The organism is Flagellimonas marinaquae (assembly GCF_023716465.1).
GTDB lineage: Bacteria > Bacteroidota > Bacteroidia > Flavobacteriales > Flavobacteriaceae > Flagellimonas > Flagellimonas alginolytica.
The window spans coordinates 198216-218550 of the sequence record NZ_CP092415.1; the positions used below are offsets into that span (position 1 = coordinate 198216).

Consider the following 20335-nt stretch of genomic DNA (forward strand, 5'->3'; position numbering starts at 1 on the left):
ATTTAAATATTTAAACCATCATTATAAAAACTTTTTCCACCAGAATTTACCTGTCATACAAAAGTCTACATTCAAACACCCGAATAACTCGAACGTTAAATGTAAACATTAAGCCTCAGCATTATTTACAAAGACTTGTTAAAACCCTTTACCGGGATGAAAAAAATACCGATAAGAAATGTACTTTAAAAATTCTAAGTGCCGTTCAGGTAATCCTGCAAAAAAATACGAACTTCATCAATACATGTTAAACCCGAATCTGGTCGAGGTTGCCGATATCCATTTAAAAGGAAGATTCGATTCTTGGCTGGCATAATTAAAAATAATCGAATGACCGAAATTAGAGATTATATCGACCATATTTCCCCAATGAACGAAGGTGACTGGGATTTTTTCTCCTCAAAATTAAAGAAAGTACAATTTGACAAGAATTCCACAATATTGGAGTTGGGGAAAATAGAAAAGCATTTATCATTTATCTCCAAAGGGATAATCCGCCTTTATATTCCAACAGAGGAATCGGATGTAACTTTCGGTTTTTTATTCGAAAACGAATTTGTTACCGCTTACGATTCCTTTTTGACCCAAACTCCTTCCGAATACGAAATGGAAACATTGACAGAGTCCGTTTTATGGCAGATTTCCCACAAAGACCTACAAGAGGTATATGATAAAACAGAGAACGGAAATATTATTGGAAGAAGAATGGCCGAAAATATGTTTTTGATAAAATCAAAAAGAGAACTTTCATTTCTAAGCAAATCCGCAGAGGAAAGATATCTGGACCTATTCATGGAAAGGCCTCGGTTATTACGTCAAATACCCCTAAAATATATTGCCTCCTACATTGGCGTTACGCCTCAGGCATTGAGCAGAATACGAAAACGCATTACTTAACTTGGGTTCATTTTTTTTACATCTGTGTTCCAGACCTTTGTGCTTTATTGATTTATACTCTTATGAAACCATTGATTGTTCTTTTATTCAGCTTTACGATCTCTTTATTGATCATCAAAATCACAAACAGGACATATGATTTTAAATTATCGGGTAGAATTGCGATGTCCATAATGCTCGTGTTTACAGCAATTGGTCATTTTGCATTTACCAAAGGTATGTCCATGATGATACCCAAGTTTATTCCCTACAAAGAAACCTTTGTTCACTTAACCGGAATATTTGAGATTATACTAGCGATAGGTCTTCTTGTTCCCCGTGTTAAGCATATATCTGGTTGGGCCCTTATTATTTTTCTGATACTGATGTTGCCTGCCAATATTGTTGCCGCTTTGAACAAAGTGGACTATCAAAATGCCACATTGGACGGTAATGGGTTATCTTATCTGTGGTTTCGAATTCCTTTACAATTGCTGTTTATTATTTGGACCTATATGAGTACAATTAAAATATAACCTTTTATACCCACCTAACCCTTCACTACATTGGTGGCCATACCTAATTAAAAACAAAGTATAGGTTTTAAAGCCATATACACGTCTATCTTACTCTTGCTTGGCAATCACCCTTTGAGCATAAGAATAAATGCGATCGAATTGTTCTTCCAGCCCCATATCACTATTATCAAACTCAATGGCATCCTTGGCCTTGGTCAACGGGGAAATACTTCGTGTAGAATCGATACGGTCGCGGTCCTCAACATTTTTAAGTACTTCGGCGTAAGTTACTTCCTCTCCTTTTACCAAAAGCTCCTTGTAACGGCGTGTGGCGCGGGTCTCCGGAGAAGCTGTCATGAACAGCTTTAATTCTGCATTGGGAAAAACAACGGTACCAATGTCACGACCATCCATTACAACTCCTTTATCCTTGCCCATTTCCTGTTGCATTTTCACCAACTTCTCCCGTACTTCCTTAATTGCCGCTATTTGGCTTACAAAACCTGAAACCCGCATTTTTCGGATTTCCTGTTCAACATTTACGTTGTTCAGAAACATATCCGAACGTCCAGTTTCCCTGTTGGGCACAAATTTTAGTTTTACCTCCGATAGTTGGGCAATCAAATCGGCCTGTTTTACCTCTCCTGCTTCGGTGATCAGCCCTTGATTTAAGGCAAAAAGGGTCACGGCGCGGTACATGGCACCAGTATCCACATAAATATATTGCAAGCTAGCGGCCAACCTTTTGGCGATGGTGCTTTTTCCTGTAGAGGAATAACCATCTATGGCTATCGTAATTTTTCCCATGCATCAAAAATAGGCAGAAATACATGTACTGTTCCTACCTATTTTAAATTTTCAATTATAGGGTCTTGGCGTTCTTTACTTTTTGTTTGGTGATCGCCAGGTCTATCACTTCGCTCATATCCGTTACGTAGTGAAATGTAAGCCCTTTAAGGTAGTCTTCCTTAATTTCCTCTATATCCTTTTTGTTGTCTGCACAAAGAATAATTTCTTTGATCTTGGCCCTTTTAGCAGCTAAAATCTTCTCTTTTATCCCACCAACGGGCAACACTTTTCCCCTTAGGGTGATCTCACCTGTCATGGCCAAACTCTTTTTTACCTTGCGCTGTGTAAATAGCGACACCAAAGAAGTTAGCATGGTAATACCGGCACTTGGACCATCTTTAGGGGTGGCACCCTCGGGCACGTGTATATGTACATTGTACTTGTCAAAAACCGTGGGGTCAATACCATAAGTCTCCGCGTTCGATTTAATATATTCCATGGCAATGGTTGCGGACTCCTTCATTACTTTACCCAAATTCCCTGTAATGTTCATGACTCCCTTTCCTTTGGAAAGTATGGATTCGATGAACAGAATGTCCCCGCCAACGCTTGTCCAGGCCAACCCTGTGACCACACCGGCAACATCGTTGTTTTCGTACTTATCACGCTCCAATCGTGCTGGGCCCAATATTTTTTCAACGTCCTCGTTGGTCATGGTTATGTTGTACTCTTCTTCCATTGCGATGGATTTTGCGGCAAACCTCACTACTTTGGCTATTTGTTTTTCCAAACTGCGCACTCCGGATTCCCGAGTATAGCCCTCCACTATCTTCTCCAATTGACGCTTTCCGATTTTCAAATCTTTTTTGGAAAGGCCATGTTCCTCCAATTGTTTGGGCAATAAGTGTCTTTTAGCGATCTCCACCTTTTCTTCGATAGTGTAACCTGTAACGTTAATGATCTCCATTCTATCGCGCAATGCAGGCTGAATGGTGGACAAATTATTTGCCGTTGCAATGAACATGACTTTGGACAAGTCATAGCCCATTTCCAAGAAGTTGTCATGGAACTCGCTATTCTGTTCGGGATCCAACACCTCCAACATAGCAGATGAGGGATCACCTTGGTGGCTGCTCGCCAATTTATCTATCTCGTCCAAAATAAACACCGGATTGGATGTCCCTGCCTTCTTCAAACTCTGGATGATCCTACCGGGCATGGCACCGATATAGGTTTTTCGGTGTCCGCGAATTTCCGCTTCATCCCGCAGTCCGCCCAAGGACATGCGTACATATTCTCTACCCAAGGCCTCCGCCACGGATTTACCCAGGGAAGTTTTACCAACACCGGGAGGTCCATATAAACAGAGAATGGGCGATTTCATATCGTTACGAAGTTTTAGAACGGCCAAATATTCAATTATTCGTCGTTTAACGTCTTCCAAACCATAGTGGTCTCTGTCCAAAATTTGCTGGGCACGTTTTAGGTCAAACTTATCTTTGGAGAACTCGTTCCATGGTAAATCCAACAAAAGGTCCAAGTAATTACGTTGAATGGAGTACTCCGCCACTTGGGGGTTCATGCGCTGCATTTTGGCCAATTCCTTTTCAAAATGCTCCTTTACTTTTTTGCCCCATTTTTTCTTTTTGGCCTTTTCGGCCATTTCGTCCACTTCTTCCTCGTAAGACAGTCCCCCCAACTCCTCTTGGATGGTCTTCATTTGTTGATGAAGAAAATACTCGCGTTGTTGTTGGTCCATATCGCTACGTACCTTGCTTTGGATATCGTTGCGCAGTTCCAACTTTTGAAGTTCCATGTTCATGTACTTCAATGTGGCCAAGGCCCTTTCCTTAAGGTCGGGAATTTCCAATAGCTGTTGTTTTTCGTTAACAGCCAGATTAAGGTTGGAAGACACAAAATTGATCAAGAAGGAATTACTCTGAATATTTTTTATGGCAAAGGTGGCCTCGCTGGGAATATTTGGGTTGTCCTTAATGATCTTAAAGGCCAGTTCCTTGATAGAGTCGATGATCGCCTCGAATTCTGTGCTCTTTTCGTCCGGCCGTTGCTCCATGGCCTCACTTACTTTCGCCGTGATATATGGTTTTTCGGTTAGAACGGCATCGATTTTAAATCTTTTCTTTCCCTGTATGATCACCGTTGTGTTTCCATCCGGCATTTGAAGCACACGTAAAATTCGGGCCACGGTACCCACGGTATTGATATCCTCAGGACCGGGGTTTTCCACACTTTCGTCCTTTTGGGACACCACACCAATGGTCTTGGAACCGTTGTTGGCATCTTTGATCAAATTAATGGATTTATCCCTACCAGCGGTAATCGGGATCACCACACCGGGAAACAACACGGTATTTCTAAGAGGCAGTACCGGCAAGGTTTCCGGCAAGCTCTCCCTATTCATTTGTTCTTCGTCCTCAGGGGTAAGCAACGGTATCAATTCCGCATCCTCATCCAATCCCTGTAAATCTATGTTGTCAAATTTGGTAATTTTCATCTCTCCCATATCATCTTTTCGGTCATTTTGTCAGCATCGACAAATAACCCATATTTTTATTCAACACTACAACCTTTGCAAACCGCTCAAAATCAATATTTACAGCTGGTTAAAGGTTTATTATCATCCTTTAAAAGGCAATTCCTGTGCCATTAAAAATCAAATATTAATAAAAAAGTGTAACAATTGGTAAATTGGGTAATCTATAAGACAAACCATTCATTTTTTGAGCCAACAAAATGAACATATTGACACACTGCTCAAATTGTGCATGCAGGGAAAGCAAAATGCACAGCTAGAGATTTACAACCGCTATTACAAAGCAATGTACAACACTGCTTTTAGGATTGTAAAACACTCGGCAGAGGCTGAAGATGTGATGCAGGAATCGTTCCTGAGCGCATTTACCAAACTGCATACGTTTAAAGGGGACGTCACCTTTGGGGCATGGTTAAAGCGGATTGTGATCAATAACAGTATTTATCATTACAAAAAGCAGCAGAAAAAACAGGCTGTGGATCTGGATGATGTAATGTACAAGGTCGAAGATAATGATGGAGTTGCTTCGGATCAAAATGGTTATACGGAACTGAAGGCTCAAAAAGTGATGGAAACCATGAAAAGTTTGAAAGACAATTACAGAGTTTCTTTGACCTTACATTTAATTGAAGGGTATGATTACGAAGAAATCAGTGAAATAATGAACATTAGCTATGCTAATTGTAGAACCACAATTTCCAGGGCCAAACAGAGCCTTAGAAAAAAGTTGACCGTAAATGCTTAGATATGAAGAAGGATAATTTAGATAGTTTGTTCGAAAGACTCCAAGGGGAGTTCGATGTAGCAGAGCCACAAAATGGGCACCAAGAACGGTTTTTGGATAAATTGAACCAAAGCCAGGGCACTATTGCCCTGAACAAAAAAAGACCCTCTTGGTGGAAACATCTTTCCATCGCGGCATCGATCGCCCTTGTAGCGGTTTTGGGATATAAAACGTTTGGTCCAGACCCCAGTATAAAACAGCAAGTTGTAGAAATTGCACCGGAAGTTTCGCAGACGGAGTTCTACTTTGCCAATCTTATCGAGGAACAAGTAAAGGAACTACAGGACGAAAAAACTCCCGAAACAGCACAACTAGTGGATGACACCATGACACAGCTGGAACGATTGGACAAAGACTATAAATCCCTACAGCAGGACCTGATCAACGGTGGCGACAGTAAAATTATACTTAGTGCCATGATCACCAATTTCCAAACTAGAATCGACCTTTTAAAAGAAGTTTTGAGCCAAATAGAAAATATTAAAAATTTAAACTCACAAAATGATGAAAGCTTTACCATTTAAATACATTTTTTTCGTCTTGGCTTTGATTCCCCTTGTAGCGGGAGCCCATGTGGACAATGACAAGTTGAACGGCAGGTACACCAAAGAAAAAACGATCAAAAAAGAATACAGCGTAAACCCCGATGCACTGCTCAAGGTAAACAACAGCTACGGGAACCTTAACATAACTTCTTGGAACGAAAACCGGGTTGTAATAGAAGTCCATGTAAAAACCAATGGAAACGACGAAGAAAGGGTAAAAGAACGTTTGGACGAGATTGATATAGAATTTGACAACAGCCCCAGTATGGTTTCCGCCTATACCCGGTTCGGAGACAGAAAAAACAGTTGGGGATGGAGCTGGGGAAAACGCAAAAGTGTTAGCGTGCAGGTAAACTACACCATAAAGTTGCCCGTAAAGAACAGTGTTAACCTTAGCAACGACTATGGCAGCATAATCTTGGATAGGATCGATGGCCATGCAAAAATAAGCTGCGACTATGGGAAAATGGATATTGGGGAACTTCGTGGACGAAATAACGAACTAAGGTTCGATTATACCTCTAAATCTACCTTTGATTATATCAACAGTGCCGAAATTGTTGCAGATTACTCTGGGTTTACCATTGAAAAAGCCGGAAACCTAATCGTAAAGGCAGACTACACGAATGCAACCGTTGAGGAAATGGAAAATTTGGAATATTCCAGCGATTATGGCTCCATTGATGTAAGAAACGTGAAAAACGTGAACGGTAACGGAGACTATATTGGTGTAAAACTGGGCGATGTGCATGGCAATGTATCCATTACCAGCGACTATGGCTCCATCAGAATAGACCGATTGGCACCCGATGCCGGAAATGTGGAAATACGTTCAGATTACACCGGAATCAAAATTGGGTACGATCCCGGATATTATTTCGATTTTGAAATCACGACCGAGTACGCCGGTGTTAGCGGTAAGGATGATTTTGAGATCAACATCAGCAAAGAAAGATCATCAGAAAAGTATTATAGCGGCCACTACGGCAAAGCAAACTCAGGAAACAGAGTGAGCATAAACAGTGAATACGGCGGCGTCTCATTTTATCAAAATTAACATCAAATCAAAACAGCTTTAAACACAGAATCATGAAAAAACTAATAACACTGACACTTGCATTGGGCATTATTTCTTCTGCCAGTGCACAATGGGGAAAAAGAATCAAAGGAAATGGCAACGTGGTTACCATAGAACGTTCCGTAGGCGATTACGACGAGGTGGCCATGGCCGGATGGTTCGATGTGGAATTGGTTTCCGGAAACGAAGGCGAATTAACCCTCAAGGGGGAATCCAACCTTTTGGAATACATCAAGACGGAAGTTAAAAACGGTAAATTGGTTATCAAAGTGGCCAAAGGTGTCAACCTGAGGCCCTCCAATTGGAAGAGCGGCATTTACGTTACCGTTCCTGTGGAATCCATTAATGCCGTTAGTCTTTCTGGATCGGGAGATTTAGTAGGAAAAACTACCATAAGAGCCAATAACTTCAGTGCTGCCATGTCGGGGTCCGGCGATGTAAGCCTTGTGGTAGAAGCCGATGAAGTGGATGCTTCCTTATCCGGATCCGGAGATATAAACCTTTCTGGCAGTACAACGGACTTTACGGTTTCCGTATCGGGGTCTGGAGACATAAAAGCCTACGACCTTGAGGCCGATTTTGTAAGAGCGACTGTTTCCGGTTCTGCGGACATACGGGTAACCGCCAACCAATCCATAGACGCCAGAGTATCAGGTTCCGGAGACATCCATTATCGCGGAAATCCAAAAAAGATAAAATCAAAAGCTTCTGGGTCCGGAGACATTACCAAAGGATAATACCGAGTTTATTTCATCAATCAAAGAATAAAGAGGCCCTAATAATATTAGGGCCTCTTTATATTCTCAAATTCGATGCTTCTTACTATATTGAGAACGTATTTGGTTTTAAATGAATCATTTATCGAACGTCCCAAATTTTATGAAAATGAAAAATACTTATAAGGTAATCGCCTACAAGAATCCATTTTTTATAATTCAAACACTCCAGGTCTTGTTTGTATCCGGTTTACTCCTGAATTCATTACGATATTCAGATAATTTGGTCATCAGTATCATTTTGGTATCGGTTGCCCTGCTGGGTGTTTTTTATGTCTTCCATAATGCAACTTCCAAGATTTATATATTTGACAAACATATTTTGATTGGATCTATTCTTCACAAAAAGAAAATCAACATTGAGGATGTTACGGCCGTCCATATTTGTCGTCGTAGATTGTACACCACAGATTATTTGAACAAGTCGCTGGCCACAAGTTTAAACTGGATACACTTGTCTACAAAAAATACTCGAAAAGGAGCAATTTTTCAATATAACGAACCTTTGTATGATGCACTAAAATCCATCGTATCCAAATCCCAATACGCCTGACTAAGCTATTTTGTTTTTTTGCCCACTCTTAAAAGTAATATTATCCCAACCAAAAAGAACAAGCCCAAAAATATGGTGCTATTTCGCATGCTTCCCGTAAGCTGTGCCACAATACCATACATTAAGGTTCCGATTATAATACCAATTTTTTCGGAGACATCGTAAAAACTAAAAAACGATGTGGTATCCGTGGTCTCCGGCAAAAATTTGGAGTATGTGGAACGGGAAAGTGCTTGAATCCCGCCCATCACCACACCGACCAAGCCTGCAGCAATGTAAAAATCCATCGGGGTCTGAAGAAAATATGCATACACGCATAACATGGCCCAAATAATATTGATCATCACGAGAGTTCTAATATTTCCAAAAGCCTTTGATGCCCATGCTGTTACCGTTGCCCCAAGTATGGCTACAATTTGAATAAGCAAAATACTTACAATTAGGCCTGTTGTACGTTCATTGTCCGAACCCCACATAATTTCTTCTTCTCCAAAATAAGTGGCGATCAACATAATGGTCTGCACAGCCATACTATAAACAAAAAATGCTCCCAAATAGCGTTTTAAACGCCTATTTTTTCCCAATTGATGCCAAACCAGCTTTAACTCCTTAAAACCATTTAATATAATGTGATCTCGTTTTCCCTCTCTTTTATAACCTTTGGGCAGGTGGGCAAATGTGTACTGACTAAAGAGTATCCACCAAATACCAACCGAAATGAAGGAATATTTCATAGCCTTTATTTCAGCGATTTCCCCTCCGTTGTCGGAAATTCCAAAAAAATCCGGTTTCATTACCATGGCAAGATTAAAAACAAGAAGAATTACACTGCCAATATACCCCAGTGAGAATCCTTTTGCACTGATTCTATCTTGTTGTTCGGGATATGCAATATCCGGCAGGTAGGAATTGTTGATGGCAAAACTGACCCAAAAACCGACAAGTCCGAAGAAATAACAAGCCAGGCCAAAATAAATGTGCTCCAAAGAAAACCAGTACAGTCCAATACAAGAGGCCGCACCCAAATAACAGAAGAATTTGAGAAATATTTTTTTGTTCCCCAAATAATCGGCTACCCCGGAAATGAGCGGGGTAATTATGGCAATAAAAACAAAGGCTAAAGAAGTAACATAACTGATCAAGGGTGCACGAGCTATTTCTCCACCAAAAATTGTGACCGTTTCTATGCCGGCAGTCCTAAACAGCAGACCGTAAAAAAGTGGAAAAATGGCCGAGGAAATTACCAGGCTGTAAACTGAATTCGCCCAATCGTAAAACGCCCAAGCATTCAACAGTTTTTTACTTCCTTTCAGTGCCAATGTTTGCGCCATACTTCTGTTTTAAAAATAAAAAGTCATTCCCATGCATCTTGGAATGACTTTTTTAAACTCTTCAATTGATAAATGCCCATTATTTAAACGAGGTGACCCCAAATTTTCTTGCCTCTTGTTTAGCGGCCGGGGCCCATGCCGTCAAATTATTGATCCTGGTGTCGTTGGATGGGTGCGTACTTAAAAACTCGGGGGGCGCCTGACCTCCAGATGCTTCTTTCATACGTTTCCAAAGTTGGGCGGCCTCATCGGGATTGTATCCTGCAATGGCCATGATCTGAAGTCCAATCCTATCCGCTTCGGTCTCATGGTTTCGGCTAAAGGGCAACATGCCCAGCACATTGCTGCCAACACCATAAGCTTGCATAAAAGCATTTTGTACCTCTGGCGATTTTTTACTGGTCGCAATTGCCGCGCCCATGGCACCGACTTGCTGCAAGGTACCGGCGCTCATTCTTTGGGCACCATGATCGGCCAGTGCATGTGCTACTTCGTGCCCCATTACCACAGCTATGCCGGTTTCATTTTTGGTAATGGGCAAAATTCCCGTATAAAAAACAATTTTACCGCCCGGCATACACCACGCGTTCACGGTTTCGTCCTCTACCAAGTTATATTCCCATTGGTAATCCTTTAAATACCCAGGGTAACCATTGGCATTGAGCCAACGTTCCGCTGCCGATGCTATACGCTGGCCGACCCTTGTGATCATTTCTACCTCCGAGGTACCCTTTACCACTTTGTTCGACCCCAAAAATTCATCATACTGGGCAAAAGCCATGGGGAACATTTGGCTATTACTATAAAAGTTGAGTGTGCTCTTTCCTGTAAACGGGTTGGTTTTACAAGCCATCACTATCAACAGTATCAGAATTAATAGAAAAATCTTTTTCATTTGATCGATCTTGTTTTCTCTGTAAATTACAAAATTTTATTTTCCAAAAATATGAAGCTCCGTGAAATCCTTGCTTACTTCAATAGTGTTGTTCCCATTGAGTTTGATTTCGTCCAGTCCAACTTCCTCATTATCCAGTTCCACACTGTCTATTTCAAAGGGCAATCCGTGGAACGTCATTACAAAGTTATGGTATGGCGTAATATAATTACCATCCTTAAACTGTTGTATGATCAATTCGTTCTCCTTGCCCGTGAATTTAAATCGTCTTAAACTGTATCGGCCCTTTTTGTAATCGTAGCCTTCTTGATGGTCTTCGTATACTTCGGAATTTTCCGTTCCCGATTTAAAATAAACATCTATGGCCAATTTTTCTATCTCCTTTTCCCCCACATATTGTTGAACAGGATATTTGGGTATCATGGCTCCTTCTTTTACAAAAAGTGGTATACGGTCTAGTTCTGCGGAAACCCAACGCTCCACTCCTCCTTCGACCATCTCATCCGTCCAATAATTATACCAGTTCCCTTTAGGGAAATACATTCGTCTTCCCAAAGAGTTCGGTTCTTGTACGGGGCACACCAACAATTGTTTACCAAAAATAAACTCATCTGTCCGGAAGTGAGTCTGCACATCGTCTTGATCATAAAAAACCAAGGATTGAAGCATGGGAAAACCTTCCTTGATATAATTATAGAACATCGTATATAGGTATGGTAATAATTGATACCTAAGTTCAATAAACTCTCTCACAATATCGGTGATTTCATCTCCGAAGGACCAAGGTTCTTGATCGCCGTGATCGCCGCTGGAGTGTACCCTGCAAAATGGGTGGAAAACGGCTAGCTGGATCCATCGGGCAAATAGTTCCCCATTGGGTTGCTCCGCAAATCCACCAATATCGGAACCAACAAAGGAATACCCGCTCATGCTCATGCGTTGCATTTGCACATTGGCAATCCATAAATGTTCCCAAGTGGCCACATTATCGCCGGTCCATGTAGCGCAATATCTCTGGGTTCCGGAATAGGCGGCGCGGGTAAGAACAAACGGTCTGCGGGGGAACATATATTTTTTTATTCCTTCGTAAGTAGCGCGAACCATTTGCATACCGTAGACATTATGGGCTTTTCTGTGGCTGCAAGGATGACCATCATAATCATGACGTACGTCCAAATTTGCCGTTTTGCTGGGGACCTCCATGATCGCGGGTTCGTTCATATCGTTCCAAACTCCGCTTACTCCTAGGTCCGCAATCATTTCTTTATAAAGGTCGGCCCACCATTCCCTAACATCCGGATGGGTAAAATCGGGGAAATTACAGGGACCGGGCCATACTTTTCCCTTAAATAGCGGACCATCTGCCCTGCGACAAAAATATCCCTTCTCCATAGCTTGTTGATACACCCAATAATCGCGATCTATCTTGATCCCGGGGTCGATCATGGTCACCACCTTAAAACCATCTTCACCTAAATCATCGATCATTTTTTTAGGGTCGGGAAAGTGGTTTTTGTCCCATGTAAAACATCTAAAACCATCCATATAATCGATATCCAGATAAATGGCATCACAAGGAATGTTCAATTTTCGAAAGTTGGATGCGATATCCCGGACCTTTTGTTCGGGATAATAGCTCCATTTCGATTGATGAAACCCCAATGCCCAAAGTGGGGGCAGTTCTGGCAATCCGGTTAAATCGGTATAGGATTCCACCACATCGCACATTTTAGGACCATAGAAAAAGTAATAGTTCATTTCACCACCATCGGCCCAATAGCTTGTTACATTTCTGCGTTCGCCAGCGAAATCGAAATAAGTACTAAAAGAGTTATCAAAAAATATTCCGTAGGCTTTACTTTCTTTAAGACCAATGTAAAAAGGAATGGATTTGTACAGTGGTTCTTGGTCCTTTCCGTAGGCATAGGTATCCGTAACCCAGTTGTTCACCCGTTTTCCCTTAAGGTTGGTGTGCGATGCCTTATCCCCCATTCCGTAATAACTTTCACCTGCATGGCAAACTTTGCTCATTTTTACCACATTGCCGCCATAATCGAAATTTTCTTCCCAATGAAAACCGAGTTCATCCTCCGAGATCACCAGATCGGCCATATCAACGATTTTTACCTTTAGGTTGGTCTTGTTGATATGTATCTTGATTTTGGATGTAATTACGATATACTCCGGCACCTCGTCCTGGATTTTAAGCTCATTATATCCAAGGTTGACATCTTCGCTAATGGCATAGGAAAAATCGGGCTCAAAAACATGCTCCGTTGCATACCTGAAGCGCACCACGCTATCCCTTAAAATGGTAAGCTGTAAAATAACGCCGTTCTGGGTAGTAAAGTAAAACTTATCGTTTTCCTGTTTAAAATCTACTATATGGTTGGGGAACTGATTTCCAGTCCTTACTATTTCTGTATTGGTTATCATCTATAATTGATTGAGAATCACAAAAAAAACACAATTGCGTGAATAATGAAAAATATGTTTTAAAAAGCAATCAACTACAACGTTTTCGTGTTGCATTTACTTATAGACCACTACACTTAAGGGTGGTAAGGTAACCAAAACGGATTGTTGTTGACCGTTCCAAGGGGTTTTGGTTGGTTTCATTGTTTTTTTGCCCATACCACTACCAGAGTATTTTGTATCGTCGCTGTTAAAAACTTGTTTTAAGGTAGTGGTCTTGGGAACGCCAAGTCTATAATTTTCTCTTGGAACCGGTGTAAAGTTGCAAATTACGATCAGGTCATCCTTAGGGTCGTTTCCTTTTCTAATATAAGATATTACAGTGTTCTCCCGATCATTGTATTCGATCCATTGGAAACCTTCGGGACTAAACTGTTTTTCGTACAGCGCTGGATTATTTTTGTACATTTTGTTCAGGTCTTTTACCGCTTCTTGGATTCCAGAATGAAAATCGTACTGGGTCAAATGCCAGTCCAAGCTCTCCTGAAAGTTCCACTCGGACGATTGGCCAAACTCTCCTCCCATAAAAAGCAGGTTGCCGCCTGGGTGCGTAAACATATACCCAAACAACATTCTTAAATTGGCAAATTTCTGCCATTCGTCGCCGGGCATCCTATACAACAATGATTGTTTGCCATACACTACCTCATCGTGTGAAAAGGGCAACATAAAGTTTTCCGTAAAGGCATAGGTTAGGCTAAAACTGATCATATTCAGATCATAAGATCTATGGACCGGGTCTTTCTTAAAAAACTCCAATGTATCGTGCATCCACCCCATCATCCACTTCATTCCGAACCCTAGACCACCATAATTTACCGGTTTGGTAACTCCAGAAAAGGCAGTGGATTCTTCGGCAATGGTCTGTACTCCTTTAAAACTTGCGTAAACCTCTTGGTTCATTTCCCTTAAAAAGGACAACGCTTCCAAATTCTCATTGTTGCCGTACATATTGGGCTCCCATTCACCATCTTCGCGGGAATAGTCCAAATAGAGCATGGATGCCACGGCATCTACCCGAAGTGCATCCACATGGTATTGCTCGAGCCAAAATATCGCATTACTGATCAAAAAGGCCCTAACCTCGTTCCGACCGTAGTTGAAAATTAAACTTTTCCAATCCGGATGGTAGCCTCTTCTCCTATCTGGGTGCTCATAGAGGTGGGATCCGTCAAAAAAACCAAGGCCGTGGGCGTCTTCTGGAAAATGGGATGGCACCCAATCCATGATAACACCTATACCTCTCTTATGCATGGCCTCCACAAGAACTTTAAAATCCTCTGGCTTGCCAAAACGGGAAGTTGGGGCAAAATAACCTGTAATTTGATACCCCCAAGACGGATCATATGGATATTCCATAACCGGCATAAACTCCACATGGGTAAAGCCCATTTCCTCGACATAATCGGCCAGTTGCTCCGCCATTTCCAAATAGCTCAGGGACTCCCAACCATTTTTTTTCTTCCAAGAACCAAGATGTACCTCATAAACCGAGAACGGACTATCGAGACTATTCTTGGTTTCACGGGATGCCATCCAGTCGTTATCTTTCCATTTATAATCATCTTCCCAGACCAACGAGGCCGTTTGTGGCGGTTGCTCGCAATACCGGGCAAATGGATCGGCTTTTTCGGTCCAAATGTCGTTGTTGTTGGAGTGAATCTTATACTTGTACTTGGTCCCCTTGTCCACCCCGGGTATAAATCCTTCCCAAATTCCACTACTGTCCCATCGCACACAAAGTTCATGCTCACCAACGGTCCAATGATTAAAATCACCAACAACGCTCACGGATTTTGCAGTGGGTGCCCAAACCGCAAAATAAGTTCCCTTTTTGCCGTCTACCTCGGTCAGGTGCGACCCTAATTTGTTGTATAGACGAAAATGTTTGCCTCCTTTAAAAAGATCAATATCAAAATCCGTAAAAAAACTATGTGGAACTACCTTGGACATATATGAGGGTTTTGCACTTATACAATAATACGCATCTTTACGGAAGAATACGATTTTGGAATCGGGTATGATGGTATAAACAACATTTTTTTAAAAATGGAACGCTTTTTGATTTTATTGCAACAACAGTAAAAACATAACACAAATCAAAAATCCAAAAATCATGAATAAATTTAGTACAATTTTAGGCGCATTTCTTTTACTATTCTTTGCCGCTTGTGAAGGACCACAAGGACCTCCCGGCTTCGACGGACTCGATGGATTGGACGGACAAGATGGGTTGGACGGAATCCAAGGGCAGGTTGTGGAAGTAGAAGGCGTTGACTTTGGTTATATCCCAGAAGACAACCTTTTTAGCACATTGATCACATTTGCCGACGTGACCAATTTTGAAGTTTTTGAATCGGACGCCGTTTTGGTTTACAGGCATGATGGTGTAATTGACCTAAACGATGGCTCTACGGCAGATGCATGGACACAAATCCCACAAAACTATTTCTTAGATCAAGGCACCATTCAGTATGTGTTTGCCCACACCTTTGTGGATCTGGAACTTTTTATAGATGGGAATTTCGATTTATCAGGATTGAGTACCGACTTTACGGACAACCAATTGTTCAGAATTGTGTTTGTACCGAGCGAATATGCCGAAGCTTCTGATTTTGATGCTTCCAATATGGAAAGCGTTATGTCTGCCCTCAATATCAACGAAGAACAGATTACGAAAATGGATATCAACTAGATCATAATTACTACAGAATAAAGAGTCCCATTGGCAATCCATGGGACTTTTTTGTATCTTTTTGTTAGGACAGCCAGTTATTTACGTCCAACTAAATAAAAAGAAGAATGGGAAAAAAATTGCTATTGCTCGTTTTGATAGTATTCACCAGTTGCAAGGGTACATCGCAAGAAGAGAAAAAAGAAGAAAAATCCGAAACCGCTTTTAAAGTCAACAAAACGGATGCCGAATGGCGCGACGAACTTACCGACATCGAATATTACGTACTTAGAAAAGCGGCAACAGAAAACCCTTTTTCCAGTGAACTACTGGACATAAAGGCAGAAGGCACCTACGTCTGTGCCGGTTGCCAAACACCCCTATTTCGGAGCGAGCACAAATTTGATTCCGGTACTGGTTGGCCCAGCTTTGATCGAGAAATCGAAGGTAATGTTGCTTACGACACAGATTATAAAATTGGAGTGCCCCGCACCGAGGAACATTGCGCCGTTTGTGGAGGGCACCTAGGCCATGTGTTCAACGATGGCCCTAGGAACACGACCGGAAAAAGACATTGTATTAACGGTGCGGCCCTTGATTTTATCCCGGACAACCAATAACTTGTGGATTTAAAAATCATATGGACAAAAAATACAGTGTAAACAAGACCGAAGAGGAGTGGAAACAACAACTTACCCCGGAGGAATTCTATGTTTTGCGACAAAAAGGTACGGAAAGACCTTTCACGGGTGAATTCGACCTTCATTTTGAAAATGGGGACTATCACTGCAGGGCATGTAACGCCAAGTTGTTCACGAGCGAACACAAATTTGAAAGTGGATGCGGTTGGCCCTCTTTTGACCAAGCGGTTGAAGGCGCCATTGAATACATCCGGGATACATCGCATGGCATGATCAGAACCGAGACCGTTTGCGCCAATTGCGGTAGCCATCTGGGACATGTTTTTAACGATGGCCCTCGAGAAACCACCGGGCAACGGTACTGCATCAATTCGGTAAGCATTGATTTTGATGCAAAAGGCTAAAGTTTTCACCAATACTATTTTCTGCGAACAGATGTTTCCCCCTATTTAACAAACAAACCCATATTTGACATTTTTCAACTTGGGAAATGGAGTTTGATTTCCGTACTTTTGCACCTGCCAATCGATGGCAGATTTCAAAATCTAACAACTAAAATCAAAATCTAATGAGCAAGTTCGATATAATTGTTTTGGGAAGTGGTCCGGGTGGATACGTTACAGCCATCAGAGCGTCACAATTGGGATTCAAAACAGCTATTGTAGAAAAAGAAAGTTTAGGAGGCGTTTGTCTTAATTGGGGATGTATCCCGACCAAGGCCCTTCTAAAATCCGCTCAAGTTTTCGAATATTTAAAACATGCCGAGGACTACGGATTAAATGCCAAAGAAGTAGAGCACGATTTTGATGCTGTTGTTAAGAGAAGCCGCGGTGTAGCCGATGGAATGAGCAAGGGTGTTCAGTTCCTAATGAAGAAGAACAAAATTGAGGTAATCAATGGATTCGGAAAAGTAAAACCGGGCAAAAAAATCGAGGTTAAAACAGAAAACGGAGAAACTGCCGAATATTCTGCAGATCATATTGTTATTGCCACCGGGGCACGCAGCCGTGAGTTGCCAAGTTTACCTCAGGATGGTGAAAAGGTTATAGGGTATCGCGAAGCAATGTCCCTAAAAAAGCAGCCTAAAAAAATGATCGTGGTCGGTAGTGGCGCCATAGGAATGGAGTTCGCTTACTTCTACCATTCTATGGGTACAGAGGTTACCGTTGTAGAATACATGCCGAACATTGTTCCTGTTGAGGATGAGGACATTTCAAAACAATTGGAGCGCAGCTTCAAAAAAGCAGGGGTGAAAATTAAGACTTCTGCCGAGGTAACCAAAGTGGATACTTCTGGCGATGGCGTAAAAGCCACCGTAAAAACAAAAAAAGGCGAAGAAGTCCTTGAGGCCGATATTGTTCTATCCGCCGTTGGAATCAAAACAAATATTGAGAACATTGGCTTGGAAGATGTGGGAATCGCTACGGACAGGGATAAAGTTCTGGTAAACGATTACTACCAAACCAATATACCTGGGTATTATGCCATTGGAGACATTACTCCCGGACAGGCCTTGGCCCACGTTGCCTCTGCTGAGGGAATACTGTGTGTAGAAAAAATTGCCGGTATGCACGTTGAAGCTTTGGATTATGGAAATATTCCAGGCTGTACGTATTGTATCCCAGAAATTGCTTCTGTTGGTTTAACAGAAAAGCAGGCCAAGGAACAGGGCTACGACCTTAAAATTGGTAAATTCCCATTTTCTGCAAGTGGTAAGGCCAAAGCAGCTGGTACGCCAGATGGTTTTGTAAAAGTTATTTTCGATGCCAAATATGGAGAGTGGCTAGGTTGCCACATGATCGGTGTTGGCGTTACCGACATGATCGCAGAAGCTGTTGTGGCCAGAAAACTGGAAACTACAGGCCATGAAGTGTTGAAAGCAGTACACCCGCACCCGACCATGAGTGAAGCCGTTATGGAAGCTGTTGCAGATGCTTATGATGAAGTAATCCATTTATAAGCTATGCTAAAAATCTTTAGGGCCACTGCTATTTTAGAAGGTATTTCCTATCTACTCCTTTTCGGAATGACCATGCCGTTAAAGCATTGGGCGGATATTCCTGAACCAAACCAAGTTGTTGGTATGGCTCATGGAGTATTGTTTATTCTATATGTAGTGGTGGCCATAGTTTTTTGTAGGGAAAGAAAATGGAACCTTAAAAGGTTTACCATGCTTTTTATTGCTTCGCTCCTACCCTTTGGTACATTCTACGCAGATAAGGTGTATTTAAAAGAGTTAGCCTAAAAAGCTCCGAACCGCCAAATCGTAACTTTGCAATCCAAAGCCTAGGATAACCCCTTTGGCAACAGGGGATATGTAAGAAACATGGCGATATTCCTCCCGTTGATGGGTATTGGAAATATGCACCTCCACCACTGGAGCATTTATTGCTTTCACGGCATCACCAATACCAACGGATGTGTGCGTGTAGGCTGCGGCATTTAATATGATCCCATCATAATTGAAACCTACTTCTTGGATTTTACCAATAAGCTCCCCTTCTATATTGGATTGAAAATATTCCAATTCCACATTAGGAAATTTTTGCTGTAACTGGGCAAAGTGGTCTTCAAAAGTAGAGCTCCCATACACATTTGGCTCTCGCTTGCCCAACAGGTTTAAGTTGGGTCCGTTAATGATCATTAGCTTCATAAATTCAAAAATACAATAAAAAGAAAAGGACGGGATGATCCCGTCCTCAATATCTTTTGTCCAAAAATAGTTTAATTATCGAATGCAAATTGCAGACCAAAGCCAAAAGCTGCCACTTCATTTTCACCTACATCGCTCAAAACAACGGATGGGCGCCAATCAAAATTCAACACCAATGGAACGCCATCGATCTTAAAATCGAGTCCTAAATGAGGGCGCAGGGCAAATATATTATCAGAATTTTTGATGAAAATTATACTCGGCCCCACTCCCGCGTACCAACGCAGGCCAGGTGCCCTAAAAAAACCTTTGTGGTAAGAGTACAAAAAAGTAGCAATGGTAGCATTGTCCTCGAACCCCAAATCGGCCTGTCCCACATGGTTATCGGAGAAAAAGTATTTACCGGAGGCTCCAAAAAAAGTGGCTTCGTCGTAAAGGTCGATTCCCAGTCCCAAAGCAGCACGATAATTGGTTTGGGCCTTTACTGCCAAATTGCCGATCATAACCAATGCAATAACAAAAAGTAATTTTTTCATTTTTAAGTGTAATTAATGGTTAATATTCATATAGTTAACTGTAAGATTTGGGGTTATGACAGTCAATTTTTTATATTAAAACAAAAACAGGATGCCCAAAGCAGCCATTGAAAAATCGTAATCGTCACTAATTTTCACGTACGATATATTTACTTCGGTGCTCCTACCTACATTCACTCCCACCATGGGACGTATATAAAGCCCTCCCGAATTCCCTTGGTTAACCCCTACGGCATACCCAACATCGGCTCCCAGTTTAAAATCGTAAGTGGGATATATCCGTAATGCGGCTGCAACCGGTAAATATTGGATATTCGGAAAATCCCCTTCCAACACAAACGAGCCAAAATCTACCGTATCGTTATTCACAAAAACGTTCATAAAACCTGTGGACAAGCCGGCATCTATTAATTCCGAAAGTGCCCAATGATAACCCAAATCCAGACCTATTTCAAAATTTGCCAAATCGGAAATATCACCGAAGGGCACCCCTGCATGAACACCCGCTTTAAAATTTGTTCGATCCACTCTTTGTGCCATAGATGAAAAGCTTACCGTAATCAGAGCGATGATTACCAGTACATATGTCTTATTCTTCATTGTTAAAATTTTATTAACACCAGAACGCCATCATCTCTAAAAAAGTACCTCTTTTAC

Annotated in this window: 21 protein-coding genes; 12 read left to right on the plus strand and 9 right to left on the minus strand. The window is 41.6% G+C overall.

The window, feature by feature from the left end; all coding sequences use genetic code 11:
* Positions 1–330: 330 nt before the first annotated feature.
* Entirely contained in the window at positions 331–897 is a 567-nt protein-coding gene (locus MJO53_RS00865) for a Crp/Fnr family transcriptional regulator (protein ID WP_224836516.1), read from the plus strand.
* 62 nt (positions 898–959) lie between these two features.
* A complete protein-coding gene (locus MJO53_RS00870) occupies positions 960–1412 on the plus strand; it encodes a DoxX family protein (protein WP_252080066.1) in 453 nt (150 codons plus the stop codon).
* Between the two features lie 90 nt (positions 1413–1502).
* On the opposite strand, the gene cmk is transcribed toward MJO53_RS00870, so the two are convergent.
* Complete coding sequence (gene cmk / locus MJO53_RS00875) at positions 1503–2201, minus strand: (d)CMP kinase (RefSeq protein WP_252080067.1); 699 nt, start codon at positions 2199–2201, stop codon at positions 1503–1505.
* A 55-nt stretch (positions 2202–2256) separates the two neighbouring features.
* Complete coding sequence (gene lon / locus MJO53_RS00880) at positions 2257–4707, minus strand: endopeptidase La (RefSeq protein ID WP_252080068.1); 2451 nt, start codon at positions 4705–4707, stop codon at positions 2257–2259.
* Between the two features lie 217 nt (positions 4708–4924).
* Here lon and MJO53_RS00885 point away from each other — a divergent pair, with 217 nt between their 5' ends.
* The 5 genes from MJO53_RS00885 (at position 4925) to MJO53_RS00905 (ending at position 8473) form a co-directional block, all read left to right on the plus strand.
* Positions 4925–5482 (plus strand): RNA polymerase sigma factor, encoded by a 558-nt coding sequence (locus tag MJO53_RS00885; protein WP_224836512.1) that lies wholly within the window; start codon positions 4925–4927, stop codon positions 5480–5482.
* Positions 5483–5484: 2 nt separating this feature from the next.
* Positions 5485–6045 carry a DUF3379 domain-containing protein gene (locus MJO53_RS00890; protein WP_224836511.1) on the plus strand — a complete coding sequence of 187 codons (561 nt, stop codon included), beginning with the start codon at positions 5485–5487 and terminating at the stop codon, positions 6043–6045.
* Positions 6026–7123, plus strand: coding sequence for a hypothetical protein (locus MJO53_RS00895; protein WP_252081254.1), 1098 nt, complete (start codon positions 6026–6028; stop codon positions 7121–7123). The genes MJO53_RS00890 and MJO53_RS00895 overlap by 20 nt, the downstream gene beginning before the upstream one ends.
* A 32-nt stretch (positions 7124–7155) precedes the next feature.
* Complete coding sequence (locus tag MJO53_RS00900) at positions 7156–7881, plus strand: head GIN domain-containing protein (RefSeq protein ID WP_252080069.1); 726 nt, start codon at positions 7156–7158, stop codon at positions 7879–7881.
* A gap of 148 nt (positions 7882–8029) precedes the next feature.
* The gene (locus tag MJO53_RS00905; RefSeq protein WP_252080070.1) at positions 8030–8473 is read left to right on the plus strand and encodes a hypothetical protein; all 444 of its coding nucleotides are present in this window, start codon (positions 8030–8032) and stop codon (positions 8471–8473) included.
* A 5-nt stretch (positions 8474–8478) separates the two neighbouring features.
* Here MJO53_RS00905 and MJO53_RS00910 read toward each other — a convergent pair whose 3' ends face one another.
* The 4 genes from MJO53_RS00910 to glgB all read right to left on the minus strand — a co-directional run bounded on the left by MJO53_RS00910 (position 8479) and on the right by glgB (position 15127).
* Positions 8479–9804 carry an MFS transporter gene (locus tag MJO53_RS00910; RefSeq protein WP_252080071.1) on the minus strand — a complete coding sequence of 442 codons (1326 nt, stop codon included), beginning with the start codon at positions 9802–9804 and terminating at the stop codon, positions 8479–8481.
* A gap of 79 nt (positions 9805–9883) precedes the next feature.
* Positions 9884–10699 carry a M48 family metallopeptidase gene (locus MJO53_RS00915; protein WP_252080072.1) on the minus strand — a complete coding sequence of 272 codons (816 nt, stop codon included), beginning with the start codon at positions 10697–10699 and terminating at the stop codon, positions 9884–9886.
* A gap of 36 nt (positions 10700–10735) precedes the next feature.
* The gene (locus MJO53_RS00920) at positions 10736–13135 is read right to left on the minus strand and encodes a glycoside hydrolase family 31 protein (RefSeq protein WP_252080073.1); all 2400 of its coding nucleotides are present in this window, start codon (positions 13133–13135) and stop codon (positions 10736–10738) included.
* 96 nt (positions 13136–13231) lie between these two features.
* Entirely contained in the window at positions 13232–15127 is a 1896-nt protein-coding gene (glgB, locus tag MJO53_RS00925; RefSeq protein WP_252080074.1) for a 1,4-alpha-glucan branching protein GlgB, read from the minus strand.
* Positions 15128–15290: 163 nt separating this feature from the next.
* Between glgB and MJO53_RS00930 the strand changes: the two genes are divergently transcribed.
* From MJO53_RS00930 to MJO53_RS00950, 5 genes are all read left to right on the plus strand, one after another.
* Positions 15291–15869, plus strand: a complete 579-nt coding sequence (locus MJO53_RS00930; RefSeq protein ID WP_224836504.1) for a collagen-like triple helix repeat-containing protein — start codon at positions 15291–15293, stop codon at positions 15867–15869.
* A gap of 107 nt (positions 15870–15976) precedes the next feature.
* Positions 15977–16468 carry a peptide-methionine (R)-S-oxide reductase MsrB gene (gene msrB, locus MJO53_RS00935; RefSeq protein ID WP_252080075.1) on the plus strand — a complete coding sequence of 164 codons (492 nt, stop codon included), beginning with the start codon at positions 15977–15979 and terminating at the stop codon, positions 16466–16468.
* A gap of 20 nt (positions 16469–16488) precedes the next feature.
* A complete protein-coding gene (msrB, locus tag MJO53_RS00940) occupies positions 16489–16893 on the plus strand; it encodes a peptide-methionine (R)-S-oxide reductase MsrB (RefSeq protein WP_252080076.1) in 405 nt (134 codons plus the stop codon).
* Between the two features lie 164 nt (positions 16894–17057).
* Positions 17058–18449: a dihydrolipoyl dehydrogenase gene (gene lpdA, locus MJO53_RS00945; protein WP_252080077.1), complete on the plus strand. Its 1392-nt coding sequence runs from the start codon at positions 17058–17060 to the stop codon at positions 18447–18449.
* A 3-nt stretch (positions 18450–18452) separates the two neighbouring features.
* Positions 18453–18734: a DUF3817 domain-containing protein gene (locus tag MJO53_RS00950; protein WP_252080078.1), complete on the plus strand. Its 282-nt coding sequence runs from the start codon at positions 18453–18455 to the stop codon at positions 18732–18734.
* On the opposite strand, the gene aroQ is transcribed toward MJO53_RS00950, so the two are convergent.
* From aroQ to MJO53_RS00965, 3 genes are all read right to left on the minus strand, one after another.
* A complete protein-coding gene (gene aroQ, locus MJO53_RS00955) occupies positions 18726–19142 on the minus strand; it encodes a type II 3-dehydroquinate dehydratase (RefSeq protein ID WP_224836499.1) in 417 nt (138 codons plus the stop codon). The two genes, MJO53_RS00950 and aroQ, sit on opposite strands and share 9 nt — an antisense overlap.
* A 71-nt stretch (positions 19143–19213) precedes the next feature.
* Positions 19214–19678: a hypothetical protein gene (locus tag MJO53_RS00960; RefSeq protein ID WP_252080079.1), complete on the minus strand. Its 465-nt coding sequence runs from the start codon at positions 19676–19678 to the stop codon at positions 19214–19216.
* Between the two features lie 75 nt (positions 19679–19753).
* A complete protein-coding gene (locus tag MJO53_RS00965; RefSeq protein WP_252080080.1) occupies positions 19754–20278 on the minus strand; it encodes a hypothetical protein in 525 nt (174 codons plus the stop codon).
* Between the last annotated feature and the right edge of the window lie 57 nt (positions 20279–20335).